A 17,721-nucleotide genomic window follows, 5' to 3' on the forward strand; every position below is an offset into this window, starting at 1 on the left:
GTAAACCCGCTCCCACAGGTTCAGCGTCGAACCTTGTGGGAGCGGGTTTACCCGCGAATGCGTCAGGCCAGGCAACGCATCGCGTGCGCCTTACCCCTCCAGGTATCTCCCCGCCAGCTGTTCGGCAGCCCCGCGTGCAGGGCCTACCAGATGTGGCGCCACCAGCATCATCACTTGATACACCACGATGCCCACGTCCCCTTCACGCCCAAGCACCCGCTGGTAATCGAGCGAAAACATCAGGGTCAGGGTGATCTGCTCCACCAGTTGCCCCAGCGCTTGCGTGTCGCTGCTCACAAGGCCTTGGCTCTTGAGGCTGGCAAGCAGGGCCGCGAGGGTGCGCTTGAGCGCATTGATCAGGCTGCGCATGCCGCGGGCCAGCTTCGGCAGGCGTCCGGTCAGGTTCGACAGGTCCTGGAACAGAAAACGGTACTGGGCCATGTGCTCGACGATCAGGTGCAGGAACAACCAATAATCCTCGGCGTCCAGGCGCACGCCCAGGGGTGGGTCCAGCAGCGGCATGAGCGCTTCCTCGAAGCGCTCGAACAGCCCCAGCACTAACGGCTCTTTGCCATGAAAGTGGTAATACAGGTTGCCCGGGCTGATGCCCAATTCGTTGGCGATCTCCAAGGTCGAGACGTTGGGTTCGCCCTGGCGATTGAACAAGTGCAAGGCGCATTCGAGGATACGGTCGCGGGTCTTCATCGTCTCAGCGTGCCCTGACATAGCTGCCCGGTGCCGGGCCCAGCGGTGGATAGCTGGCGTTGCCCAGCTCGGTCGCGGGGGCTTTCAGGCGCCCGGAGCGCTGGCCGATCCACTCCAGCCATTGGGGCCACCAGCTGCCTTCGTGGCGTGTGGCGTCGTGCACCCAGGCACGTGGGTCGCTCGACAGCGTGGGGTTCTCCAGGAAATGCGCCTTGGGGTTGCCAGGCGGGTTGATGATGCTCTGGATATGGCCGCTGTTGGCCAGCACGAAACGGCGTTTGCCACCGAGCAGCAAGGCCGAGCGGTACACCGCGTCCCACGGGGTGATGTGATCGTTGTTGCCGGCAACGGTGAAGCTGTCCAGGGTGACCTGGCCCAGGTCGATCGGTGTCCCGCACACCTGCATGCCGTTCGGGTAGGTCAGAGGGTTGAGCTTGAAGAAGTCCAGCAGCTCGCCATGAAACGCCGCGGGCAAACGCGTGTTGTCGGCGTTCCAGTAAAGGATGTCGAAAGCCGGTGGTGTCCTGCCCAGCAGGTAATTGTTGATCCAGTAGTTCCAGATCAGGTCGTTGGGCCGCATCCAGGCGAAGATTCGCGCCACCTCGCCGCCATCGAGCACACCGCGCTGGTACGAGCGGCGCTTGGACGCCTCGATGGTCTGCTCGTCGGCGAACAGGCTCGCCGGGCTGTCGAATTGGCTGTCCAGCAGACTGACCAGGTAGGTGGCGCTGCGTACCCGGCGCAATTGGCCCTTTGCCTGCAAGTGGCCCTGCAGGGCGGCCATGGTCAGGCCACCGGCGCAGGCGCCCATCAGGTTGGGGTCGCGGCTGCCGCTGATGCTGCGACAGGCGACGAGGGCTTCTTCCAGCGCCTCCACGTAGCTGGATAACCCCCATTCGCGATGGCGTGGGTCGGGGTTGCGCCAACTGACCATGAACACCTGCAGGCCGTTCTTGAGCATGTACTGCACGAAGCTGTTGGTCGGCCCAAGGTCGAAGATGTAGTACTTGTTGATCTGCGGCGGAATGACCATCAGCGGTCGGGCGTACTGTTTTTCGCTCATCGGCTTGTACTGGATCAGCTCCAGCAGTTCATTGCGAAACACCACGGCGCCGGGGGTGGCGGCGAGATTCACGCCCACCTCGAAAGCGCGCTCGTCCACCTGGCGCGGCAGGCCGTCGTTATGACGCAGGTCGTCGAGCAGGTGGGCCACGCCGCGGACCAGGCTCAGACCGCCGGTATTGAAGATTTCCTTGACCGCCAGAGGGTTGAGCAGCGAGTTGCTCGGTGCCAAAGCATCGTTGAGCAGGTTGAACAGAAAGTGCACCCGGGCGCGCTCATCGTCGTCCAGCGTACTTTCCTCAATCCATTGGCGAGTCTGTTTCTGCCAGGTCAGGTAGGCCTGCAGCCCGCGACGGTAGAAAGGGTTCTGGCTCCAGGTCGGGTCGCTGAAGCGGTTGTCGCGCGGGTGGGGCTGGTGCGGGCTGTCGCCGAGCATCACCCGGGTCAGTTGCCCGCCGAGGGCAAGCAGATGATGGGCGGTGTGCAAGGGGTTGCGCAGGCCAAGACGGCCGACATTGCGCAGTGTCGAGAACAGATCACGCCCGCGCAGGCCGGTGATCGCGTTTTGTACATTGATGCTCGTGGCGGGGACCGGTGTCGTCCCTTTTACCGGTTTATCTGTCATCCCACACTCCGTCGTAAGGCCTCATCCACGTTCGTCTCGCGTAACCATCACCACCGGTGGGGCTGGGTTCAGCCGCCAGGGCCAGGGGCCGGGCGCGGATGCATGACCGCGCGCTGACGCTCCTGCTGAAGGAATTTCATGATGATCGGCGCCACGGCTTCGGCCCGGGTAATCAGGAACAAATGCCCGTCGTCGATGATGTGCAACTGTGCGTTGGGAATACGCCAGGCCAGCAGACGCATGTTGATCAGCGGAATCAAAGGGTCATCGTCGCCGGCCAGTACCAGTGTCGGCTGCTGGAGCTTGTGCAGCCAGTGGATACTGGTCCAGCCAAGGCCGGCGAACAGTTGCCAGTAGTAACCGGTCTTGCCGCCAGAGCGCACCTTGGCCGCGTGGTGCAGGGCCAGGTCGGGGTCGCGGCGAAAACCACCGCCATAGATCAGCGGCGCGATGCGGATCACATGGGACGGCTGCACATAGCGCCGGGGGCTGGCCATCATCATCAGCACCTTGGGCTTGCCCGGCACCATGAAGGCCCCGGCGGCGGTCGCGGCGAGGATCAGCTTCTTGCAGCGCTCGGGGTAATCGTGCGCGAACTGCTGGGCCAGGGCACCGCCCCAGGACACGCCGATGACATTGACCTGGCCATAGTCGAGGTAGTCGAGCATGCGCGCAGTCAGCTTGGCCAGGCCTGGGAAGCGGTAGGGCCGGCTGGGCGTGGACGAGCCGCCGACACCCGGCACATCGAAGGCGATGACCTCGATGTCCGGGTCCAGCGCCTCGATGAACGGAAACACCAGCTCCAGGTTGGCGCCAATGCCATTGAAGATCAGCAAAGGCGTCAGGTGCGGCTTGCCGGGGCGGACCGCGGTGCGGATGGACTGGTTGTCCAGCTCGACTGTCCTGAATATGTAGGGTTGCGGCATGCACGGAACTCTAGGTCAAAAAGACGCCATGACGCGACCGAGCGGCCATGGCGACAGGTCTCATCGTTCGTGGACGTACGTCCCCGGTGCGGCTTCGCCTGCGGTGTAGGCGCGGTTGCCCAGGCGGGTCGGCGCCTTTTTCAGCTCACCTGCGCGCTCACCCAGCCAGGCTTGCCAGTGTAGCCACCAGGAGTCGGCGTGCTTGATCGCGTTTTCCTGCCAGGCCACGGGATCGTCCGGGCGGTCTTCACCGGTCATGAAGCGCGCCTTGGGATTGCCGGGCGGGTTGAGGATGCTCTGGATATGCCCGCTGTTGGACAGCACGAACTCGATCTTGCCGCCGAACAGGTGCGCCGAGCGGTAGCAGGACTGCCACGGGGTGATGTGGTCGGCAGTGCCGGCGACGCTGTAGATGTCGCAGTGGACCTTCTTCAGGTCGATGGCGGTACCGCACACTTCCAGGGCGTCGGCGCGGGTCAGCGGGTTGTTCTTGAACATCTCGATCAGGTCGCCGTGGAAGGCGGCGGGCAGGCGCGTGGTGTCGTTGTTCCAGAACAGGATGTCGAAAATCGGCGGCTCGTTGCCGAGCAAGTAGTTGTTGACCCAGTAGTTCCAGATCAGGTCGTTCGGGCGCATCCAGGCGAACACCTTGGCCATGTCGCTGCCTTCGAGCACGCCGGCCTGGTAGGAGTGGCGCTTGGCGGCTTCGAGGGTCTGTTCGTCGACGAACAGCGCGACCTGGGTGTCCATGGTGGTGTCCAGCACACTGACCAGCAAGGTCAGGGCGTTGACCTTGTTTTCGCCCAGCGCCGCGTAGTGGCCGACCAGCGCGGTGCAGGTAATGCCGCCGGAGCAGGCGCCGAGCATGTTCAGGTCCTTGCTGCCGGTGATGGACAGCACCGCGTCCACGGCTTCCTTGAGTGCATCGATGTAGGTCGACAGGCCCCATTCGCGCTGGGCCTTGGTGGGGTTGCGCCAACTGATGATGAAGGTCTGCTGGTTCGCGCGCAGGCAAAAGCGCGCCAGGCTTTTTTCCGGGCTCAGGTCGAAGACATAGAACTTGTTGATCTGTGGCGGCACGATCAGCAGCGGACGGGCGTGCACCTGTTCGGTGATGGGGCTGTACTGGATCAGCTCCAGCACGTCGTTGCGATACACAACGGCCCCTTCGCTGGTGCCCAGGTTCTTGCCCACTTCGAAGGCGTCCATGTTCACCTGGCTGGGCATCCCGCCGTTGTTGACCAGGTCCTTCGCCAGGTTGGACAGGCCATCGAGCAGGCTCTTGCCGCCGGTCTCGAAGAAGCGCTTGACTGCTGCCGGGTTGGCCAGGGTATTGGTCGGGGCCATGGCCTCGGTCATCAGGTTGATTACGAACTGCCCGCGGCTGACATCCTGAGGGGAGAGGTCGCTGTTGCCGATCCAGTCCTGCAGCTCCTTGCGCCAGGCCAGGTAGGTCTGCAGATAGCGGCGATACAGTGGGTTCTGGCTCCAGGCTGGGTCATTGAAGCGGCGGTCATCGCCACTGGGCTGCAGGCTGGACTTGCCCAGCAGCACGTTCTTGAGTTCCAGGCCAAAGTGCGCCACGTGCTTGGCGCTGTGCAGCGGCTGGCGAACGGCCTGGCGCAAGACGGTGCGCGCCGATGTCAGCAGATCCTTGCGACGAATGCCGATGACCGGGTTCAGGCCCAGGGTGTTCTCCGAGGCCTGCCGCTGCAACTCATCGTTGTTCTTGTTACTCATCTACGACGCTCCGTTGTCCTGAGACGAGTACCGGTTGGCTGTGGCGGGTACACAGACGATTGCCCGGTACTGCTGCTCGGGTGACCAGTGATAAGAAACAGCGGTGCTGCGACCGGATGCGTCAGGCGATGAGCTGCGGGGTTTTCTGCGTGTGAAGACAGCCTGCTTTCGCTCGCGACCTCTACATACCGGCCCGACCCTGCCCGCGCGTTCGACGATGCAGGGAACTTGCCAGCTCCATTGGTTACCCGACTTTCATGTAATGCGCAAGACAGCTCGTACACGAGCTGTCTGTAGGGCATTCAAACAGATGAGATTAGAAAACGCGCTCTAAAGCGTGGAAGTCTTGCACTAGAGCATGAGTTTGACGACGGATTCGGCCGGGTCGCGGGATTTGCCGGCTTTGTGCAACTCATCGAGGTACTCGGCCCACAGCTGCTCCTGGCGTAGGCACAACTGCTCGAGGTACTCCCAGGTGAACAGGCCGCTGTCGTGGCCGTCATCGAAGATCAGTTTCAGGGCGTATTGCCCGGCAGGTTCCAGGCCCGTAAGGCCGACGTTGATCTTGCCGAACTGCAGGATTGGATTGCCGTGGCCCTGGACCTCGGCGGAGGGGGAGTGCACCCGCAGGAATTCGGCGGGCAGGTGATAGACCTCGCCGGGGGCGTAAGTGAGGCTGAGGGTCTTGGAGGCTTTGTGCAGGTTGATGGCGGTGGGCAGGCGGGCCATGGGGGAATCTCTCGGGAGCTGATAAGGCAAGCTTCCAGCTTCTTGTGGAGGGATTCAAGGGCCCATTCGCGGGTGAACCCGCTCCCACAAGGTCACTGCAATCCTTGTGGAGCGGGTTACCCGTGAAGAAGGCGACGCTGGGCTTACAGGATGTAGCGCGACAGGTCTTCGTTCTGCGCCAGCTCACCGAGGTGGCTGTTCACGTAGGACGCGTCGATGCGGATCGGCGCTTCGTCATGGGCGCTGGCCAGGTCGCCCGCGCTGAACGACACCTCTTCGAGTAGGCGCTCGAGCAGGGTGTGCAGGCGGCGTGCGCCGATGTTCTCGGTCTTCTCGTTGACCTGGTAGGCGATCTCGGCCAGGCGCTTGATGCCGTCGGCGGCGAACTCGATGTTCAGGCCTTCGGTCTTGAGCAGCTCACGGTATTGCTCGGTGAGCGAGGCGTGCGGCTCCTGCAGGATGCGCTCGAAGTCTTCCGGGGTCAGCGCCTTGAGCTCAACGCGGATCGGCAGACGGCCTTGCAGTTCAGGCACCAGGTCGCTCGGCTTGCTCAGGTGGAACGCACCGGAGGCGATGAACAGGATGTGGTCGGTCTTGACCATGCCCAGCTTGGTGTTGACGGTGCAGCCTTCGATCAGCGGCAGCAGGTCACGCTGGACACCTTCGCGGGAGACATCGGCGCCGCCGACGTTGCCACGCTTGGCCACTTTGTCGATCTCATCGATGAACACAATGCCGTGCTGCTCGACCGCTTCCAGGGCCTTGGCCTTGAGCTCTTCCTCGTTGACCAGGCGGCTGGCCTCCTCGTCACGCACCATCTTGAGCGCTTCCTTGACCTTGAGCTTGCGCGCCTTGCGCTTGCCCTTGCCCATGTTGGCGAACAGGCTTTGCAGCTGGTTGGTCATTTCTTCCATGCCGGGTGGCGCGGCAATCTCGACACCCATGGACTCGGCCACTTCGATCTCGATTTCCTTGTCGTCCAGCTGGCCTTCGCGCAGGCGCTTGCGGAACAGCTGGCGGGTGTTGGAGTCGCTGCTCGACTGCGAGGCTTCCTCGGCGAAGCTGCTGACCCGGGCCTGGGGCAGCAGGGCGTCGAGGATGCGGTCCTCGGCAGCGTCCTCGGCGCGGTGGCGCACGCGGATGATCTCCTGCTCGCGGAGCATCTTCAGCGCGGCATCGGCCAGGTCGCGGATGATCGATTCGACGTCACGGCCGACATAGCCCACTTCGGTGAACTTGGTGGCTTCGACCTTGAGGAATGGCGCGTTGGCCAGCTTGGCCAGGCGACGGGCGATCTCGGTCTTGCCCACGCCGGTTGGGCCGATCATCAGGATGTTCTTGGGGGTGACTTCTGCGCGCAGCTCGGCCGGCAGTTGCATGCGGCGCCAGCGGTTGCGCAGGGCAATGGCCACGGCGCGCTTGGCGTCGTCTTGGCCGATGATGTGGCGGTTGAGTTCGTGAACGATCTCGCGGGGGGTCATGGACATGATGAAAATGGTCCTTGATCAGAGTGGGTCAGCGTGGAAAAGCCCTGTCACCGGGACCGGGCGCCAAAACAGCTGATCACTCGGCCAGGTCCTGCTCCTCGATGGTCAGGTTGTGGTTGGTGAACACGCAGATGTCACCGGCGATGTTCAAGGCGGTCTCGGCGATCTCGCGAGCCGAGAGGTCGGTCTTGTTCAGCAGGGCGCGAGCAGCGGCCTGGGCGTAGGCACCGCCGGAACCCATGGCGATCAAGCCGTCTTCGGGCTCGACCACGTCACCGTTGCCGGTGATGATCAGGGAGGCATCCTTGTTGGCCACGGCGAGCATGGCTTCCAGGCGGCTCAGGGAACGGTCGGTGCGCCACTCCTTGGCCAGTTCGACGGCGGCACGGATCAGGTGGCCTTGGTGTTTTTCCAGCTGGCCTTCAAAACGCTCGAACAAGGTGAAGGCATCGGCGGTGGCACCGGCGAAGCCGGCGATGACCTGGCCGTGGTACAGGCGACGGACTTTCTTCGCGTTGCCTTTCATCACGGTATTGCCGAGGGAAACCTGGCCGTCGCCGCCCATGACGACTTTGCCGTGGCGGCGGACTGAAACGATGGTAGTCAAGGGAGAGTCTCCACGCAGCGGGGCGAAAATGCCTGTTGCAGACTCATATGGGGGTGGGGGGAAGGATTTCAACCGGGGGGGATGAATGGTCGTGCCGGGCAGGGCCATCGGTGTTGCCCCATTCGCGGGTAAGCCCGCTCCCACAGGCGCTAGGATCCCTGTGGGGGCGGGCTTACCCGCGAAATGGGTTCGCTCAGGCCTCGTGGCAGATGTGCCCGTCGACCAAGGTATAACGCACCGCGCCCGGCAGGCAGTGGCCGATGAACGGGCAGTTCTCGCCGCGCGAGAACCATTGCTCGCCCGCGACCGTGGAAGCGTTCGGGTCGAACAGCACCAGGTCCGCCGCTGCGCCGACCTTGAGCTCGCCGGCCGGCAGACGCATGGCCGCCGCCGGGCCGCTGCTCAGGCGGGCCAGCAAGGTCGGCAGGTCGAGCAGGCCGTCTTCGACCAGGGTCATGGCCAATGGCAGCAGCAGTTCGACGCTACTGATGCCAGGCTCCGTCGCACCGAACGGTGCCAGCTTGGCGTCACGCTCGTGGGGTTGGTGGTGGCTGGAGATCGCCTGGATCACACCCGATTTGACCGCATCGCGCAGCCCATCGCGGTCGGCGGCGGTGCGCAGCGGCGGTTGCACGTGATAGAGGCTCGAGAAGTCGCGCAGGGCCTCATCGGTGAGGATCAGCTGGTACAGCGCCACATCGGCGGTGACCGGCAGGCCAAGCTGCTGGGCCTGGGCGATCAGTCGTGCACCGCGGGCGCTGGTGATCTGGCTGAAGTGCGCGCGCACGCCGGTCTGTTCGACCAGCAGCAGGTTTCGCGCCAGCGCCACGGTTTCGGCAGTCTCGGGGATGCCCGGCAGGCCAAGGAAGCTTGCCATCGGGCCTTCGTGGGCCAGGCCGCCCTGGGCCAGGTCGCGGTCCTGGGAGTGGAAAACCACGGTCAGGTCGAAGGTGGCGGCATATTCCAGCGCGCGGGCCAGGGTGCGGTTGTTGGGGATTTCCTTCAGGCCGTTGCCGAAGGCCACGCAGCCGGTGTCGCGCAAGGCGACCAGCTCGGCCAGTTGCTCGCCTTCCAGGCCCTTGGTCAAGGCGCCGATCGGGTAGACCTTGCTGTTGGCCGCTTCACGGGCGCGGTCGAGGATCAGTTCGGCCACTGCCGAGGTGTCCAGCACCGGTTTGGTCTGCGGCGGGCAGCACAGGCTGGTGACACCACCGGCGACCGCAGCGCGGGTCTCGCTGGCGATGTTGCCCTTGCGGCTGTATCCCGGCTCGCGCAGGGAGACGCCGAGGTCGACCAGGCCCGGGGCTGCCACCAGGCCGTCGGCCTGGATCGTGCGGTTGGCAGTGAAGCCGGCGGGCGCTGCACCGATGGCCGCGATGCGACCGCCATCGAGGTGCAGGTCAGTGATGGTGTCCAGGCCGCTGGCAGGATCGATGACCCGGGCGCCGATAATGCTGATGGTCACTGGGCGTTCTCCTGGTCGAATTGACGTTGCGCGGTCTGGCCGCTCATGGCCATGGACAGCACGGCCATGCGCACGGCGATGCCGTAGGTCACCTGGTTGAGGATCACCGAGTGCTGACCGTCGGCTACCGCCGACTCGATCTCCACCCCACGGTTGATCGGACCGGGGTGCATGACGATGGCATCGGGCTTGGCGCCGGCCAGGCGTGCGGTGGTCAGGCCGAACAGGCGGTAGAACTCGCCCTCGCTGGGCAGCAGGCCGCCGGCCATGCGTTCGCGCTGCAGGCGCAGCATGATCACCACGTCGACGTCTTTCAGGCCCTGGGCCAGGTCGGTGTAGACCTTCACCCCGTACTGCTCGATGCCCACCGGGATCAGGGTCTTGGGACCGACCACGCGTATGTCGGGGCAACCGAGGGCCTTGAGCGCCAGCATGTCGGAGCGGGCCACGCGCGAGTGCAGGATGTCGCCGACGATGGCCACCGAGAGGTTCTCGAAGCTGCCTTTGTGGCGACGGATGGTCAGCATGTCGAGCATGCCCTGGGTCGGGTGCGCATGGCGGCCGTCACCGCCGTTGATCACGGCGACTTCCGGGCAGACATGCTCGGCGATGAAGTGGGCGGCGCCCGAGTCGGAGTGGCGCACGACGAACATGTCGGCGGCCATGGCTTCGAGGTTACGCAGTGTGTCGAACAAGGTCTCGCCCTTGCTGGTCGAGGAGGTCGACACGTTCAGGCTGATCACGTCCGCCGACAGGCGCTGGGCGGCCAGCTCGAAGGTGGTGCGGGTGCGGGTGGAGTTTTCGAAGAACACGTTGCAGACGGTCTTGCCGCGTAGCAACGGGACTTTCTTTACGGCCCGGGCGCCGACTTCCAGGAAGGAGTCGGCGGTGTCGAGGATCTCGGTCAGCAGTTCGCGGGGCAAACCGTCGAGCGAGAGAAAGTGGCGCAGCTGGCCCTGGTCATTGAGCTGCAGCGGGCGCTTGGCGTCGAATGGCGTCATCGCGAGGGACTCTTAAAGGGCGGAAGCGGTGGCGAGGTCCTGGCGCTCGAGGACGAGCGGTGCGGGTCCGGTCAATTTTACCCGTTCAGTGGGCGCCAGTTGCAAGGTGGCGCCCAGCACGTTCGGGCGGATCGGCAATTCGCCGGCGTCCAGGTCCAGCAGGCAAACCAGGGTGACGCTGGCCGGGCGGCCATAATCGAACAGTTCATTGAGCGCGGCGCGGATGGTGCGACCGCTCATCAGCACGTCGTCCACCAGCACCAGGTGCTGGCCTTCGATTTCGAAGGGCAGTTCGGACGGACGCACTTGCGGGTGCAGGCCGTTCTGGCTGAAGTCGTCGCGGTAGAAGGACACGTCCAGGGTGCCCAGCGGGCTGCTGTCGCCCAACTCCTGCTGCAGGGCCTGGGCTACCCATACGCCGCCGGTGCGGATGCCGATGAAGCGCGGCTCGGTGATAGTACGACGGGCCAGGTGGGCGCGAAGGTCGACGGCCATCTGCCGGATCAGGTCGGCGGGATTGGGTAGGCTCATTGCGTGCTCCTCGGAAGGGGGGCGCCGGGCAGGGCCGGCGGCAAAGCGGATTTAAGTGTTGGCCTCCAGCCAGCCCTGCAGGAGCAGGGCGGCGGCAATGGCATCGACCGGGTTGTCGCGGTAGCTGCCATGGCGCATGCCTCGGGCCATCTGCTCGCCCTTGGCTTCGAAGGTGGTCAGACGCTCGTCATGAGTGTGCACAGGCAGGTTGTAGCGGCCATGCAGGCGGCGGGCGAACTTCTCGGCCCGGGCGCTCATTTCGCTGGGCGTGCCGTCCATGTTCAGCGGCAGGCCGACGACGATGGCGTCGGGCTTCCATTCGGTGATGAGCTTTTCCACCTGGGCCCAGTCCGGGACGCCGTTCTGGGCTTTGAGGGTGCACAACTCTCGGGCCTGGCCGGTGACCACCTGGCCGACGGCCACGCCGATCTGTTTGCTGCCATAGTCGAAGCCCAGCAGCAGGCGCAGCTCGGCCATCAGGCGTGACCCGCTTGGCTGGTCAGCAGGCTGAGGTTGATCCCCAGGCTGGCGGCGGCTGCCTCGAGGCGCTGTTCGCTGGCCAGTCCGAAGATGATCTCGGGGTCGAAGGGGCAGTTGAGCCAGGCGTTGTCGGCAAGCTCGGCTTCCAGTTGGCCGGCTTCCCAACCGGCATAACCCAAGGTGATCAGGCTCTGCTTGGGCCCTACGCCTTCGGCGATGGCGAACAGCACGTCCTGGGAGGTCGAGAGCGACAGCCCCTGCAGCTCCACCGTGGCCTGATAGCTGCAGTCGCTGCTGTGCAACACAAAGCCGCGGTCGGTCTGCACCGGGCCACCCTGGTAGATCGGCACCTGCAGGGTGCTGGCCGGTGGCTCCTCATCCGGGCGTAGCTGCTCCAGGATGTCGGCCAGGTTCAGCTCCTGCGGGCGGTTGATTACCAGGCCCATGGCGCCGTTGGCGTTGTGCTCGACGATGTAGGTGAGGGTCTGGGCAAAGTTCGGATCGACCATGTGCGGCATGGCGATCAGGAACTGATGCTTGAGGTAGCTCGGGCTGAGGGTTTTCATGAGTGATAGTGTGGCGTCAGCTGGGCTCGGCTTCAAGCTGCAAGCTTCAAGCGGCAAGAAAAAGCACGGCTGTGCATGCCCGCGCTTTTTTCTTGCCGTTTGAGGCGTGTGACGTGCGGCTAGTTACTGGACAACCGGTCCCCGCGGGCGAAGCGCCAGGTACGGATGATCTCCAGGCGGTCGAACTCCGCCAGGTCGCCTGTGAACGGTGCAAACGGCGCGGCCAGACGGACGATGCGCTGGGCCGCCTGGTCGAGCACCGGCTGGCCAGAGGATTCGAGCACCAACACTTCATACAGCGAGCCGTCGCGGTTGATCGAGACCATCATCCGCAAGTTGCCGTAGATCTGCTGGCGTCGCGCTTCTTCGGGATAATTGAGGTTGCCCACGCGCTCCACCTTCTTGCGCCACTCTTCCTTGTACCAGGCGCCTTTGTCGCGCATGGTCGAGGCCGCGTTGAGGCGATGGATGCGCGGGCGCTTGGCATACAGTTGCTGTTCGTTGGATAGCTCCGCCTCGAGGCTGGCGATCTGGCTGGAGAGCTGCGAACTGTCGAAGTCCGGCACCGCTGCCTGGGGCTTGGGCTGCGCCTTGCTTTCCTTGGGCTTGGGCTCGACCTTCTGCACCTTGGGCGCCTTGGTGGTCACCGCGGACTTCTGCGGTGGGGGCGGGGTTTCCTGGCGAGCGGCTGGCGGTGGGGTGATCTTGTTGATCTTGCTGTCCTGGAAGGGCGCGACTTCGGTGGTCTTGGGTACGGCTTTCTTTTCCAGGGTGCCGCTGCCTTGCTGGTTGTCCTGGGCCTGGAAGTCGGCCTTCTCGGGCGGCTTCTCGCTCTTGAAGGTGGCCAGGGTGATGTCCATCGTGTGGCGGATTTCGCTGGGCTTGCTGATGGTGAAACCCACGCCGAGGATCAGCGCCAGGTGCACCAGGGCAGCCAGGAACAGGGTGAAGCCAAGCCGGTCCACCGGGCGGACGCGGGGTGGGAGCAGGTCGGCGGGGATGTCGGCAGGCAGCGTCATCAGGTATCCAAGGGCAGCTTCGAATCACAAGCTGCAAGCTTCAAGTAAAAGCGGCCCGGTGCAGGCCAGCCCGTACGTGCAGCTTGCAGCTTGAAGCTGCGCATCATACCCCACTGCGTGGCATTGCCACGTGTCCTCGGTCAGCGCGCCTTGAGCTTGCGATCAATGGCGTCCATCAGCTGGGCGCCGATGTGGGTGTCGTAGGCGGCATCGATCTCGCGAATGCAGGTCGGGCTGGTGACGTTGATCTCGGTCAGGTAGTCGCCGATCACGTCCAGGCCGACGAACAGCAGGCCCTTCTCGCGCAGGGTCGGGCCAACCTGGGCGGCGATCCAGCGATCGCGCTCGGTCAGCGGGCGGGCTTCGCCACGACCGCCAGCGGCCAGGTTGCCACGGGTCTCGCCGCTGGCCGGGATGCGCGCCAGGCAGTAGGGCACCGGTTCGCCGTCGATCATCAGGATGCGCTTGTCGCCGTCCTTGATCTGCGGCAGGTATTCCTGGGCCATGATCTGCTGGGTGCCATGCTGGGTGAGGGTCTCGAGGATCACCGACAGGTTGGGGTCGTCCTTGCGGTGGCGGAACACAGAGGCACCGCCCATGCCGTCCAGCGGCTTGAGGATCACGTCGCCACGGCTGTCGGCGAACTCACGCAGGATGTCCACGCGGCGGCTGACCAGCGTGGGCGCCATGCACTGCGGGAACTGGGTGGCGAACAGCTTCTCGTTGCAATCGCGCAGGCTCTGCGGGCGGTTGACCACCAGCACGCCTTCGCGCTCGGCCTGCTCCAGCAGGTAGGTGCTGTAGACGAACTCCATGTCGAAGGGCGGATCCTTGCGCATCAGGACCACATCCAGCTCGCTCAGGGCGCTGTCCTGCTCCTCGCCCAGTTCGAACCAGCGGGCCGGATCGGCGAACACCTTCAAGGGGCGCATCTGGGCCCGGGCCTGGCCGGCGCCCAGGTAGAGGTCGCGCTGCTCCATGTAGAACAGGCTCCAGCCACGTTCCTGGGCCGCCAGCAGCATGGCCAGCGAGCTGTCCTTTTTGTAGGAGATGGACGCGATAGGGTCCATGACAATCCCGAGGCGAACGCTCATGGGGTGGTTCCTCTTGGCGGCGCGGGGCCGCGGTGATTCGAAAGAAAAGTGGCTCAGGGTGGCGCCGGGAGCGCCGATGGTCAAGGGGTTCGGCGGATGGAATGGCTATCCGGAGTGTGCTAAAAGTGCAGCTGCAAGCCTTGAACTACAAGCCTTGAGAAAAGCCGGCCATGCGTCGGCGCGCTTTTTCTCGAAGCTTGATGCTTGCAACTTGCAGCTAATTCCCACTGGTAGGCAACTATGGAACAACCCCTGAAGGTGATGGTGATCGACGATTCGCGCACGATCCGCCGCACCGCACAGATGTTGCTCGGCGAGGCCGGCTGCGAGGTGATCACCGCCAGTGATGGTTTCGATGCCCTGGCCAAGATCGTCGACCACAAGCCCCAGGTCATCTTCGTCGATGTACTGATGCCTCGCCTGGATGGCTACCAGACCTGTGCGGTGATCAAGCAGAACAGCACCTTCAAGGATACCCCGGTCATCCTGCTGTCCTCGCGCGACGGCCTGTTCGACAAGGCCCGCGGTCGGGTGGTCGGCTCAGACCAGTTCCTGACCAAGCCATTCAGCAAGGAAGAACTGCTCGATGCGATCAGGGCTCATGTGCCCGGTTTCGTCGTGCAAGAACAACACGCACCCTGACACCGCCGCGCCTGGCGGCGTCTTCTTTTCCTTTAAATGGGGAAACAGCATGGCCCGAGTTTTGATCGTCGACGATTCGCCGACAGAGATGTACAGACTGACCGCCTGGCTGGAAAAGCATGGCCACCAGGTGCTCAAGGCCGACAACGGCGCCGATGGCGTGGCCCTGGCCCGTCAGGAGAAACCCGACGCGGTGCTGATGGACATCGTCATGCCGGGCATGAATGGTTTTCAGGCTACCCGTCAGCTGAGCAAGGACCCTGAGACCCGCGCCATTCCGGTGATCGTGGTCACCACCAAGGACCAGGAAACCGACCGGGTCTGGGCCACACGCCAGGGCGCGCGCGACTTCCTGACCAAGCCTGTGGAAGAGGCGGCCCTGATCAGCAAACTCAAAGAAGTGCTCGGGGCTTGACCACCCGCCCCCATGGCGCGTCGCTGACCGCCTTCGAGCTGTTGCTGGACATCGACCGGCGTTGTCGCCTGTTGGTAGCGGACCAGCCCTTGCAAGACACCCGCTTGCAGCAATGGAGCGGCATTGGGTTTCGCATTGCCGGGCAGTGGTTCGTGGCCCCCATGGGCGAAGTCGCCGAGGTCCTGCATGAGCCGCGCACTAGCCGGGTCCCCGGCGTGCAGCCCTGGGTCTGCGGTGTGGCCAATCTGCGTGGCCGGCTGCTGCCGGTTATGGACTTGAGCGCCTTCTTCGGCCTAGGCCCTGCGGCGGCGGGCAAGCAGCGGCGTGTGTTGGTGCTGGACCACGAAGAACTGTTCGCCGGCCTGTTGGTGGACGAAGTCCTGGGCCTTCAACACTTTGCCCTGAGCAGTCTGGAGCTGTCGCCACCGCAGCCCTTGCTGCGTGCCGCGGCGCCCTTCGTCCAGGGGCATTTTCCCCGTGAACGCAATTGGGCGATCTTCAGCCCGTTCGCCCTGGCCCAGGCGCCAGGCTTTCTCGACGTGGCGTTGTAGAGGATGCTTCGACCGTGAACAAACCCGCCACCCCCGTCGCTCCGGTTGCCGAAAGCCAGCGCAGCCGCAGTATTGCGCAGATCACCGCACTGTTTTTGGTGCTCATCCTGGCGATCATCCTGCTGTTCGCCAACTTCGCGTACCTCAATACCCAGTCCAACTACGACAAACAGTACATCGGCCACGCCGGCGAGTTGCGCGTGCTGTCCCAGCGCATCGCCAAGAACGCCACCGAAGCGGCGGCCGGCAAGGCCCTGGCGTTCAAGCTGCTGTCCGATGCGCGCAATGACTTCGAGCGGCGCTGGCGCTATCTGCGCGAGGGCGACAAGGCCACCGGGCTGCCGCCGGCGCCGCTGACCGTGCGTGACGAGATGGACGCGGTCCGTCAGGACTGGGACAACCTGCGCAAGAATACCGACACCATCCTGGCCAGCGAGCAGACCGTGCTGTCGCTGCACCAAGTGGCGGCGACGCTGGCCGAGACCGTGCCTCAGTTGCAGGTCGAATACGAAAAAGTGGTGGAAATCCTCCTGCAGAGCGGGGCACCGGCGAGTCAGGTGGCGGTGGCACAACGTCAGTTGCTGTTGGCCGAGCGCATTCTGGGTTCGGTCAATACCGTGCTGGCCGGCGATGACTCCTCGGTACAGGCAGCCGACGCCTTTGGCCGCGACGCCAGCCGTTTCGGCCAGGTGCTCGAAGGCATGCTCGGTGGTAACCCGGCGATTCACGTGACCAAGGTCGAGGATGCCGATGCCCGCGCCCGCTTGGCCGAGATCGCCGAGTTGTTCCAGTTCGTCTCAGGCTCGGTGGACGAAATCCTTGAAACGTCGCCTGAACTGCTGCGCGTGCGCGAGGCGGCCGGCAATATCTTCAGTCTGTCGCAAACCTTGCTCGATGAAGCCTCGCACCTGGCCAACAGCTTCGAGAACCTGGCCAGCGGGCGCACCCTGGCTACTGTCGGTGGCTATCTGCTGGGGTTGGTGGCGCTGGCTTCGATCATCCTCATCGGCCTGGTGATGGTGCGCGCCACCCACCGCCAGTTGCGCGAGACTGCCGAGAAGAACGAGCGCAACCAGCAAGCGATCATGCGCCTGCTGGACGAGATCGAGGAACTGGCCGATGGCGACCTCACCGTCACGGTGTCGGTCACTGAGGACTTCACCGGCGCCATTGCCGATTCGATCAACTATTCGGTCGACCAGTTGCGCGACCTGGTGGCCACCATCAACCACAGTGCCGAGCAGGTCGCCGCCGCCGTGCAGGACACACAGAACACCGCGCGCCAGCTGGCCAAGGCCTCCGAACACCAGGCCGAGCAGATCAGCGAGGCGTCCCTGGCGGTGGGCGACATGGTCGAGTCGATCGACCGGGTGTCCTCCCATGCCTACGAATCGGCCAAGGTGGCCGAGCGTTCGGTGGCCATTGCCAACAAAGGCAACGAGGTGGTGCACAACACCATCCACGGCATGGACAACATCCGCGAGCAGATCCAGGACACCGCCAAGCGGATCAAGCGCTTGGGTGAGTCTTCCCAGGAGATCGGCGATATCGTCAGCCTGATCGACGACATTGCCGACCAGACCAACATCCTTGCGCTCAATGCCGCGATCCAGGCCTCCCTCGCTGGCGAGGCCGGGCGTGGTTTTGCGGTGGTCGCCGACGAAGTGCAGCGCCTGGCCGAGCGCTCCTCGTCGGCTACTCGGCAAATCGAGGCGCTGGTGCGGACCATCCAGGTCGACACCAACGAGGCGGTGATCTCCATGGAGCAGACCACCGCCGAGGTGGTGCGCGGTGCGCGCCTGGCCCAGGACGCCGGGGTGGCGCTGGCCGAGATCGAAGGCGTATCGCAGACCCTCGCCGAGCTGATCCACAGCATCTCCGACGCAGCCCAGTTACAGACCTCCTCGGCCGGGCAGATCTCCCACACCATGGCAGTGATCCAGCAGATCACCGCCCAGACCTCGGCCGGTTCCAGCGCCACCGCCGACAGCATCCGCCACTTGGCGCGCATGGCCAGCGAGATGCGTCGCTCGGTGTCCGGCTTTACCTTGCCGGCACCCGCCGAGCGGCGTTGAG

The 17,721-nt window shown here is 64.4% G+C and carries 18 protein-coding genes; 4 read left to right on the forward strand and 14 right to left on the reverse strand.

Features of this window, described 5'->3' with window-relative positions:
- Positions 1 to 90: 90 nt before the first annotated feature.
- The 14 genes from HMPREF3173_RS00445 to gshB all read right to left on the reverse strand — a co-directional run bounded on the left by HMPREF3173_RS00445 (position 91) and on the right by gshB (position 14,037).
- Positions 91 to 705 carry a TetR/AcrR family transcriptional regulator gene (locus tag HMPREF3173_RS00445; protein ID WP_043207165.1) on the reverse strand — a complete coding sequence of 205 codons (615 nt, stop codon included), beginning with the start codon at positions 703 to 705 and terminating at the stop codon, positions 91 to 93.
- A gap of 4 nt (positions 706 to 709) precedes the next feature.
- Positions 710 to 2,392 carry a class II poly(R)-hydroxyalkanoic acid synthase gene (phaC, locus tag HMPREF3173_RS00450; protein ID WP_070571075.1) on the reverse strand — a complete coding sequence of 561 codons (1,683 nt, stop codon included), beginning with the start codon at positions 2,390 to 2,392 and terminating at the stop codon, positions 710 to 712.
- A 68-nt stretch (positions 2,393 to 2,460) separates the two neighbouring features.
- A complete protein-coding gene (gene phaZ / locus HMPREF3173_RS00455) occupies positions 2,461 to 3,318 on the reverse strand; it encodes a poly(3-hydroxyalkanoate) depolymerase (RefSeq protein WP_043207169.1) in 858 nt (285 codons plus the stop codon).
- A gap of 60 nt (positions 3,319 to 3,378) precedes the next feature.
- Positions 3,379 to 5,058: a class II poly(R)-hydroxyalkanoic acid synthase gene (gene phaC / locus HMPREF3173_RS00460; protein WP_070571076.1), complete on the reverse strand. Its 1,680-nt coding sequence runs from the start codon at positions 5,056 to 5,058 to the stop codon at positions 3,379 to 3,381.
- Positions 5,059 to 5,409: 351 nt separating this feature from the next.
- Positions 5,410 to 5,787, reverse strand: coding sequence for a gamma-butyrobetaine hydroxylase family protein (locus HMPREF3173_RS00465; protein WP_070571077.1), 378 nt, complete (start codon positions 5,785 to 5,787; stop codon positions 5,410 to 5,412).
- 143 nt (positions 5,788 to 5,930) lie between these two features.
- Entirely contained in the window at positions 5,931 to 7,274 is a 1,344-nt protein-coding gene (hslU, locus tag HMPREF3173_RS00470) for an ATP-dependent protease ATPase subunit HslU (RefSeq protein ID WP_043207178.1), read from the reverse strand.
- 76 nt (positions 7,275 to 7,350) lie between these two features.
- Positions 7,351 to 7,881 carry an ATP-dependent protease subunit HslV gene (hslV, locus tag HMPREF3173_RS00475; protein ID WP_043207181.1) on the reverse strand — a complete coding sequence of 177 codons (531 nt, stop codon included), beginning with the start codon at positions 7,879 to 7,881 and terminating at the stop codon, positions 7,351 to 7,353.
- A 193-nt stretch (positions 7,882 to 8,074) separates the two neighbouring features.
- Positions 8,075 to 9,346: a dihydroorotase gene (locus tag HMPREF3173_RS00480; protein WP_070571078.1), complete on the reverse strand. Its 1,272-nt coding sequence runs from the start codon at positions 9,344 to 9,346 to the stop codon at positions 8,075 to 8,077.
- Positions 9,343 to 10,347 carry an aspartate carbamoyltransferase catalytic subunit gene (locus HMPREF3173_RS00485; protein WP_043207186.1) on the reverse strand — a complete coding sequence of 335 codons (1,005 nt, stop codon included), beginning with the start codon at positions 10,345 to 10,347 and terminating at the stop codon, positions 9,343 to 9,345. Before HMPREF3173_RS00485 ends, HMPREF3173_RS00480 begins: the two co-directional genes overlap by 4 nt.
- A 12-nt stretch (positions 10,348 to 10,359) precedes the next feature.
- A complete protein-coding gene (pyrR, locus tag HMPREF3173_RS00490; RefSeq protein WP_043207188.1) occupies positions 10,360 to 10,878 on the reverse strand; it encodes a bifunctional pyr operon transcriptional regulator/uracil phosphoribosyltransferase PyrR in 519 nt (172 codons plus the stop codon).
- A gap of 51 nt (positions 10,879 to 10,929) precedes the next feature.
- Complete coding sequence (gene ruvX / locus HMPREF3173_RS00495) at positions 10,930 to 11,355, reverse strand: Holliday junction resolvase RuvX (RefSeq protein WP_043207190.1); 426 nt, start codon at positions 11,353 to 11,355, stop codon at positions 10,930 to 10,932.
- Positions 11,355 to 11,924, reverse strand: a complete 570-nt coding sequence (locus tag HMPREF3173_RS00500) for a YqgE/AlgH family protein (protein WP_070571079.1) — start codon at positions 11,922 to 11,924, stop codon at positions 11,355 to 11,357. The genes ruvX and HMPREF3173_RS00500 overlap by 1 nt, the downstream gene beginning before the upstream one ends.
- 119 nt (positions 11,925 to 12,043) lie before the next feature.
- A complete protein-coding gene (locus HMPREF3173_RS00505) occupies positions 12,044 to 12,943 on the reverse strand; it encodes an energy transducer TonB (RefSeq protein ID WP_070571080.1) in 900 nt (299 codons plus the stop codon).
- 140 nt (positions 12,944 to 13,083) lie between these two features.
- Positions 13,084 to 14,037, reverse strand: coding sequence for a glutathione synthase (gene gshB, locus HMPREF3173_RS00510; protein ID WP_043207196.1), 954 nt, complete (start codon positions 14,035 to 14,037; stop codon positions 13,084 to 13,086).
- A 240-nt stretch (positions 14,038 to 14,277) separates the two neighbouring features.
- On the opposite strand from gshB, the gene HMPREF3173_RS00515 reads away from it, so the two are divergent.
- The 4 genes from HMPREF3173_RS00515 (at position 14,278) to HMPREF3173_RS00530 (ending at position 17,720) form a co-directional block, all read left to right on the forward strand.
- Positions 14,278 to 14,679 carry a response regulator gene (locus tag HMPREF3173_RS00515; protein ID WP_043207200.1) on the forward strand — a complete coding sequence of 134 codons (402 nt, stop codon included), beginning with the start codon at positions 14,278 to 14,280 and terminating at the stop codon, positions 14,677 to 14,679.
- Between the two features lie 49 nt (positions 14,680 to 14,728).
- Positions 14,729 to 15,094 carry a twitching motility response regulator PilH gene (pilH, locus tag HMPREF3173_RS00520; protein ID WP_043207202.1) on the forward strand — a complete coding sequence of 122 codons (366 nt, stop codon included), beginning with the start codon at positions 14,729 to 14,731 and terminating at the stop codon, positions 15,092 to 15,094.
- Positions 15,091 to 15,645 (forward strand): chemotaxis protein CheW, encoded by a 555-nt coding sequence (locus HMPREF3173_RS00525; protein WP_043207204.1) that lies wholly within the window; start codon positions 15,091 to 15,093, stop codon positions 15,643 to 15,645. Before pilH ends, HMPREF3173_RS00525 begins: the two co-directional genes overlap by 4 nt.
- A gap of 71 nt (positions 15,646 to 15,716) precedes the next feature.
- A complete protein-coding gene (locus HMPREF3173_RS00530) occupies positions 15,717 to 17,720 on the forward strand; it encodes a methyl-accepting chemotaxis protein (RefSeq protein WP_256543695.1) in 2,004 nt (667 codons plus the stop codon).
- Position 17,721 lies beyond the last annotated feature (1 nt).

It is taken from the genome of Pseudomonas sp. HMSC08G10, assembly GCF_001808425.1.
GTDB classification, from domain to species: Bacteria; Pseudomonadota; Gammaproteobacteria; order Pseudomonadales; family Pseudomonadaceae; genus Aquipseudomonas; species Aquipseudomonas guariconensis.